The organism is Streptomyces sp. RP5T, from assembly GCF_003933965.1.
In the GTDB taxonomy this organism is placed as follows: domain Bacteria; phylum Actinomycetota; class Actinomycetes; order Streptomycetales; family Streptomycetaceae; genus Streptomyces.
The window spans coordinates 1-6,834 of sequence record NZ_RSAJ01000451.1; the positions used below are offsets into that span (position 1 = coordinate 1).

Genomic DNA, 6,834 nt, shown 5'->3' on the forward strand with positions numbered 1-6,834 from the left:
CTCCCGCCCACGGTCGGCGGCCCCGGGGGCCAGATGGCCGGTGTCCTCAGATCTGCCAGGAGCGCAGCCGGTCGGCCGCGCCGTACACGTCGGTCTTGCCGGAGATCAGGTCGCGGGCCAGGTCGACGAGGGCGCCGTAGGGCGGGTCGATGCCGACGCCGCTGACGAACATGTAGGCCACGGCGGTGGCGCAGGCGAAACGGGCGTTGGCCGACGGTAAGGGCTTGAGCAGGGCCAGGGTGTGCAGGAGGGCGGCGGCGCGCCAGGCCGGGTCGGAGTCCACACCGAGACGGGGCGGGTCGACGCGGTGCCGGGCGACGGCGGCGACGAGCGCCGAGAAGTCGTTGATCGTGGGCTGGTCGGGCAGAACCTCTTCGTGCCGCTGGAGCAGCCAGGGCACGTCGATGTGGACGACGGAAGCCATCGGTCAGCCGGCCCGTCCCGCACCCCTGGCGGCCGGTTCGTCCTCGGGGAAGGCGGCGGCGAACTCGTCGGCATGGGCGGAGAAGAACCGCCGGAACGCCTCCGCGCCCTCCTGAAGGGCCCGGTGCCGGGCGATGTCGGCCGCGGCGGCCTCCCGCACGAGGGCCTTCATCGACGTACCGCGCTCCTTGGCGATCTGGCGCAGGTCCTCTAGCTCGCGATCGCTGAACTCCACGTTGAGAGCTGGCATGTCCTCACGGTACCGCGCGGGTACTCGACCGTAAATCACCGCAGCTCAGAGCAGTCGGGGAGCGGTACCGCGAGGGTTCGATCGCGGTGTCCGGTTCCCGCCGGACGGGTGGTGGACGGCGCCCCAGACTCGAAGGGGAGGAGGACACGCCATGACACTCACCCCCGACCTGGCCGCCGCCCGCGCCGCCGGAACCGACTGGGCCGCCCTCGCCGCCGAGCTGGACGTGCACGGCTGCGCGGTGACGGCACCGCTGCTGACACCGGCCGAGTGCCGGGACCTCGCGGCGCTGTACGAGAGACCGGAGCTGTTCCGCACCACCGTCGACATGGCCCGCCACCGCTTCGGATCGGGCGAGTACCGCTACCTCACCCACGACCTGCCGGCCCCGGTCGCCGCCCTGCGCGCCGCGCTCTACCCCCGGCTGCTGCCCGTCGCCCGTGACTGGGCGGCCCGTCTCGGCCGCCCCGCCCCCTGGCCGGACTCCCTGGCGGAGTGGCTGGAGCGCTGCCACGCGGCCGGGCAGGACCGCTCCGCGCAGATCCTGCTGCGCTACACCGAGGGCGACTGGAACGCGCTGCACCGGGACGTGTTCGGCGACCTCGTCTTCCCGCTCCAGGTGGTGATCGGACTCGACGAGTACGGCACCGACTACACGGGCGGCGAGTTCCTGATGGTCGAGCAGCGGCCCCGGGCGCAGTCCCGGGGCACGGCGACCGCGCTCCCCCGGGGACACGGCCTGGTCTTCACGACCCGCGACCGGCCGGTGCGCACGAAGCGCGGCTGGTCCGCGGGGGCGATGCGGCACGGGGTGAGCACGGTGCGCTCCGGCCGGCGGCACGCGCTGGGGATCGTCTTCCATGACGCCGCTTAGATGAGGCGTGGGTCACATTCGTGGGCCGGATGTCACATTCGGGGGCCGCGGGACCTCGCAGTAGTGAGCGCGCCACTGGGAGGCCACCCGAGATGTCCGAGATCCCATTTCCCGACGCCGAGGCGGCGACCGGTGTCTTCGTCGAGCACCGGGAGCTGTTGTTCGGTGTCGTCTACAACATGCTGGGCAGCGTCGCCGACACCGAGGACGTGCTCCAGGACACCTGGTTGTCGTGGTCGCGCCGGGGCCCGGGCGGCGTCGACAACCCGCGTGCCTACCTCGTGCGGATCGCCGTCAACCACGCGCTCCAGCGGCGGGCCGTGGTCAGCCGGCGCCGGGAGACCTACGTCGGTTCGTGGCTGCCCGAGCCCCTGGTCGCCGACGAGGACGGCGCCGACGACCCCGCGCTGCGCAGCGAGTCCGTGTCGCTCGCGATGCTGGTGGTCCTGGAGTCGCTGTCCCCGCTGGAACGCGCGGTGTTCGTGCTGCACGAGGTGTTCGGGTACGCCCACACCGAGATCGCGGAGATCCTCGACCGCACCCCGGCGGCCGTACGGCAGGTGGCCCATCGCGCCCGGGCCCATGTGCACGCCCGCCGGCCGCTGTACGAGGCGCATCCGCGGGTCCGCCGGGAGGCGACCGAACGGTTCGTGCGGGCCGCGGTGGGCGGGGACATCGCGGAGCTGATGGAGATCCTCGCTCCGGACGTGACGGTGTGGACGGACGCCGGCGGCAATCGCAGGCCCTCGGCGCTGCGCCCGGTGCACGGCCGCGACAAGGCCGTACGGCTGCTCACCGGTTACGCGAGGCGGGGCGCCGGGCGGGGCGGGGCCGGCTCCCTGGAGCTGCGCTACCGCCGGGTCAACGGCGACGACGCGGCCGTGCTGTTCCAGGACGACGCGCCGTACGCGGTGATCGTCATGGACCTCACCCCGGAGGGCGACCGGGTCTCGAACCTCTTCGTCGTCAGCAATCCCGACAAGCTCACGCATGTGCAGAAGGAGGAGGCGTGACGCGCACCGAACGCCCGGGGGAACCGGGAAGGGGCGAGCGGCTGTCCGGCTGGCTCGACGGACGGCTCGGCACCCGCACGCTGGGCGCGAAGTACCTGCGCAAGGTCTTCCCGGACCACTGGTCCTTCCTGCTCGGCGAGATCTGTCTGTACAGCTTCGTCGTGCTGGTCCTGACCGGCGTGTGGCTCACCCTGTTCTTCCATCCGTCGATGAACGAGGTGACGTACCACGGCAGTTACACGCCCCTGAACGGCGTGCGGATGTCGGAGGCGTACGCGTCGACGCTGGACATCAGCTTCGACGTGCGCGGCGGCCTGCTCATCCGCCAGCTCCACCACTGGTCGGCGCTGATCTTCGTCGCGGCCATGCTCACGCACATGATGCGGCACTTCTTCACGGGCTCGTTCCGCAAGCCGCGCGAGGTCAACTGGCTGTTCGGCTGGACGCTGCTGTTCCTGGGCCTGTTCGAGGGCCTCTTCGGCTACTCGCTCCCGGACGACCTGCTCTCGGGCACGGGCCTGAGGTTCGTCTACGGCGCCACCGTGTCGATACCCGTCGTCGGGACGTATCTCGCGCTGTTCCTGTTCGGCGGCGAGTTCCCCGGCCATGACATCGTGGCCCGCTTCTACTCGCTGCACATCCTGGTGATCCCCGGCATCATGGCGGCGCTCGTGGTGGCCCACCTGATCCTGGTCGTGTACCACAAGCACACCCAGTTCGCGGGCCCCGGCAGGACCGAACGCAACGTGATCGGGACGCCGTTCTTCCCGGTGTACCTGGCGAAGGCGGGCGGGTTCTTCTTCCTGGTGTTCGGGGCGCTCACGCTCATCGCGGCCGTGGCGAGCGTCAACCCGGTCTGGTCGTACGGCCCTTACCGCGCCGACCAGGTCTCGACGGGCGCTCAGCCGGACTGGTACCTGGGGTTCGCGGAGGGGCTGGTGCGGGTGATGCCGGGCTGGGAGATCACCCTGTGGGGCCACACACTGATCCTCGGGGTGCTGATCCCGGTCGTGGTCTTCCCGCTGCTGCTGGTCTTCATCGGCGTCTACCCGTTCGTGGAGGCCCGGTTCACCAAGGACCGGCGGGAACACCATCTGCTGGACCGCCCGCGCAACCGGCCGGTCCGCACCGCGATCGGCGCGTCCTGGATCAGCCTGTACCTGATCCTGCTGGCGGGCGGCGGCAACGACATCGTGGCCACCCGGCTCCACCTGTCGATCAACACGGTCACCTGGGCGGTGCGGATCGGGATGTTCGTCGTCCCGGCGGCCGTCTTCGTCGCCACCCGGCGCATCTGTCTCGGTCTCCAACTGCGGGACCGTGAGCTGGTGTTGCACGGCCGGGAGACCGGCGTGATCAAGCGGCTGCCGCACGGTGAGTACGTCGAGGTGCACCAGCCGCTCGATCAGGCCCGGCTCCACCAGCTCACCGCGCACGAACGGCCCGGTGAGCTGGTGGAGCACGCGCCGGTCAGCCTTGATCCGCCACGAAGGACGCCATCCGGGTCAGGGCCGAGTTCCAGTTGATCGTGTGCTCGTTGGTCGACCAGGACTGGATGTCGTCGATGTAGCAGAACTGGCCGACACAGCCCTGGAGTTTGCTCTGCGCGTAGGGGTCCTGGATGCCCGAGTTCGCGCCGCCCGCCAAGGTGCCCTTCGGCGGGTTCGGCATGTTCGGGTCGAGCTGGTGGGCGTACCAACGGGCGTGCTGGTTGTGGGAGTTGACCTCGCCGTAGCCGGTGACGTACGAGATGTTCAGGGCGTTGCGGCCGAAGATGTAGTCGATGCCCTGGAGGGCGCCGTCGCGGTACTTCGAGGCGCCGGTGATGTCGTAGGCGGTGGCGATGACGATCCCGTTGTGCAGGATCTGGTGGTTGGAGCCCCAGTCGTAGAGGTTGCCCTCGGGGGCGTACGGCATGCCGTAGGGGTGGGCCTTCAGCGTGGCCAGGTAGCGGTCGGCGCCCTGGATGACCGACCGGCGGACCTTGTCCCGGCCGGGCAGCTTGCTGGGCACGGTCGCCAGGTCCAGCCGGGCGGCCGCGGCCGTGCGGGCCCAGTCGTAGCCGACGGCGGTGAAGATGTCGGCGGTGTGGACCGGTGAGGCGAGCACGTGGTCCTGGAAGGTCTTCTCGCCCGTGGTGAGGTACAGCTCGGCCGCCGCCCAGTAGAACTCGTCGGTGACGTTGTTGTCGGCGTAGGTGCCGCCCCCGGTGCCGTCGCTCTCCGAGGCGTACAGGTCGGGGTGGGCGAGCGCGGCGGTCCAGGCCTTGCGGGCGGCCGCCAGGGCCTTGGCCGCGAACGCCTTGTCGTAGGACTTGTACAGGCGGGCGGCCTGTGCGGCGGTCGCGGCGAGGTTCAGGGTGGCCGCGGTGGACGCCGGGTGCAGCTCGCGCTTCTGCGGGTCGTCGCTCGGCAGCAGCGGCAGACCGGTCCACTGCTCGTCGTGGATCTTGTGGTGGGCCATCCCGGCCAGCGGCTGTCCGTCCGGCACCTGCATCTTCAGCAGGAACTCCAGCTCCCAGCGGGCCTCGTCGAGGATGTCGGGCACCTTGTTGCCGCTCTCGGGGATGGCGAGGGTGCCGTCACCGAGCTTCGCGGGCTGCCCGGTGCGGGCCAGCAGTTCGCGTTCGTAGGTGCTCAGCACCTCCCAGGTGGAGATGCCGCCGTTGACGACGTACTTGCCGTGGTCGCCGGCGTCGTACCAGCCGCCGGTGACGTCGAGGGTGTAGTCGCACACGCCGGGCTGGCAGGGCACGTTCTTGTCGCCCTGGTTGGGGGCCACGTTCACGTGCCCTGCGGGGCGGCCGTAGCCGGGGCGCAGGTCGTCGCGGATGGCGATGCCGCTGCGCTGGGTGTAGTAGTACTTCGCCGCGTCGAGGCGGAGCTGCTCGTAGGCGCCCGTGCCGATGTCGAAGGGGCGGCTGGTCTGGCCGTCGGCGACCAGGGTCAGGCCCTCGCCGCGCTTGCGGTAGGCGCCGAAGTCGATGGAGTGGACGTTCTGTCCGGAGGAGGCGTCGACGCCCCGGGGCACGGTCGAGCCGTGGGCGACGACGGCGCCGGAGGCGTTCTTGAGCTGCCAGGGCAGCTTGGTCGTGGCGTCGGTGACCAGGGTGGCGTTCTTGGGCCCCGTGGGCAGGTAGGCGACCTGGTTGACCCGTACGCGCGGTCCGGTGTCGGGCTCGTACACCTCGGGCGGCACCCCGCCGAGCAGGGAGGCGTCGTCCATGCAGAAGCGGAACGGGTCGGCGCCGCCGCCGAGTTGGAAGCCGACCTGGCCCTGGGCGGTGTCGACGGGCGAGGTGAAGGTGTACGAGTAGGAGTTCCCGGACACGCTCAGCTGCGGGCTCACCTCGAAGTAGGTGTCGTAGGGCGCCACTTGGAGTCCCACGATGGCCCGCAGGACATGCCCTTCGGGGGAACCCTTCGCGGTGAAGGAGAACTTGTACGACTCCCCCTTGACCAGGGTGACGTCGTTCTGGCCGACGGCCGCGTCCCAGCGGTTGGCCGTGCCGCCCGGCACGTCCGCGCAGAGCTGTCCGTCGGAGACGGCGGCGGTGACGTTGCTGGTGGTCCACCAGGGTGCGACGGCGGTGTCGAAGGTGCCGTTCTTGAGCTGCTCGACCTCGTCGGCGGCGGCCGGGGAGACGGGCGAGGCCACAAGTGCCGCTCCCAGCAGGGCGGTCAGGGACAGCAGGGCGGTTCTGCGTCTGTTCACGTCCGGGCTCCTCGGGGGGAGGTACGGGCGGCGCCCACTTTGGGAGCGCTCCCAACTGACGGTCGCAGGCCATGTTTGTTGCAGTCATGACACCCCGTCAACGGTCCGGACGGGACGGGTTGCCCGCCCGGACCTCCGGCGGCGGGGATCAGGTCCCCGGGACCGCCAGCTCGCGGATGCGCACCGCACCCCGGGTCTCGCCCGGATACGCGCTGGTCAGCGTGAGCCGGAGCCGGGAACCGCGGACGGCGTCGAAGGTGATCACCGTCGGCTCGCCGGATGCGGTGGCCCAGGTGACGGAGGCACCCTCGACCGGTACGTACCGCTGCCCGTCCCACACCGCGGCCTCGACGGAGGCGGGCAGGCTGTGGACCGTGCCGAGGGTGAAGGAGATCTCCGCCCGGTCGACGGTCCGGACCCGCCCGAAGTCCACGCAGACCCAGTCCTCGGCCCGCGCGCCGCTGAAGGCGGGCAGCAGGGCGGTGGCGGCCTTGCTGAAGGCGTTGGACCAGCCGGTGGCGGGGTCGCCGTCCAGCATGGCGGCGGGGAGGGTGTCCGGG

General features: G+C 71.0%; 7 protein-coding genes. 3 read left to right on the forward strand and 4 right to left on the reverse strand.

Features of this window, described 5'->3' with window-relative positions:
- Nucleotides 1-46 precede the first annotated feature (46 nt).
- Both EHS43_RS33085 and EHS43_RS33090 read right to left on the reverse strand, forming a co-directional pair.
- Complete coding sequence (locus tag EHS43_RS33085; protein WP_007386606.1) at nt 47-424, reverse strand: hypothetical protein; 378 nt, start codon at nt 422-424, stop codon at nt 47-49.
- Nucleotides 425-427: 3 nt separating this feature from the next.
- On the reverse strand, nt 428-673 hold the full coding sequence (locus tag EHS43_RS33090; RefSeq protein ID WP_125194348.1) for a hypothetical protein: 246 nt from the start codon (nt 671-673) through the stop codon (nt 428-430).
- Between the two features lie 151 nt (nt 674-824).
- On the opposite strand from EHS43_RS33090, the gene EHS43_RS33095 reads away from it, so the two are divergent.
- The 3 genes from EHS43_RS33095 (at nt 825) to EHS43_RS33105 (ending at nt 4,086) form a co-directional block, all read left to right on the forward strand.
- Complete coding sequence (locus EHS43_RS33095) at nt 825-1,547, forward strand: 2OG-Fe(II) oxygenase (protein ID WP_125194349.1); 723 nt, start codon at nt 825-827, stop codon at nt 1,545-1,547.
- 92 nt (nt 1,548-1,639) lie between these two features.
- A complete protein-coding gene (gene sigJ / locus EHS43_RS33100) occupies nt 1,640-2,560 on the forward strand; it encodes an RNA polymerase sigma factor SigJ (RefSeq protein WP_125194350.1) in 921 nt (306 codons plus the stop codon).
- The gene (locus tag EHS43_RS33105; RefSeq protein WP_125194351.1) at nt 2,557-4,086 is read left to right on the forward strand and encodes a cytochrome bc complex cytochrome b subunit; all 1,530 of its coding nucleotides are present in this window, start codon (nt 2,557-2,559) and stop codon (nt 4,084-4,086) included. Before sigJ ends, EHS43_RS33105 begins: the two co-directional genes overlap by 4 nt.
- On the opposite strand, the gene EHS43_RS33110 is transcribed toward EHS43_RS33105, so the two are convergent.
- The gene (locus tag EHS43_RS33110; protein ID WP_125194352.1) at nt 4,031-6,274 is read right to left on the reverse strand and encodes a glycoside hydrolase family 9 protein; all 2,244 of its coding nucleotides are present in this window, start codon (nt 6,272-6,274) and stop codon (nt 4,031-4,033) included. The genes EHS43_RS33105 and EHS43_RS33110 overlap by 56 nt on opposite strands.
- A gap of 148 nt (nt 6,275-6,422) precedes the next feature.
- On the reverse strand, nt 6,423-6,834 hold a 412-nt coding region (locus EHS43_RS33115; protein ID WP_148104146.1), incomplete at its 5' end, for a discoidin domain-containing protein.

Coding starts and splice junctions, on each gene's coding strand:
- EHS43_RS33085 (WP_007386606.1), bottom strand. CDS start 424: ATGGCTTCCGTCGTCCACATCGACGTGCCCTGGCTGCTCCAGCGGCAC.
- EHS43_RS33095 (WP_125194349.1), top strand. CDS start 825: ATGACACTCACCCCCGACCTGGCCGCCGCCCGCGCCGCCGGAACCGAC.
- EHS43_RS33090 (WP_125194348.1), bottom strand. CDS start 673: ATGCCAGCTCTCAACGTGGAGTTCAGCGATCGCGAGCTAGAGGACCTG.
- sigJ (WP_125194350.1), top strand. CDS start 1,640: ATGTCCGAGATCCCATTTCCCGACGCCGAGGCGGCGACCGGTGTCTTC.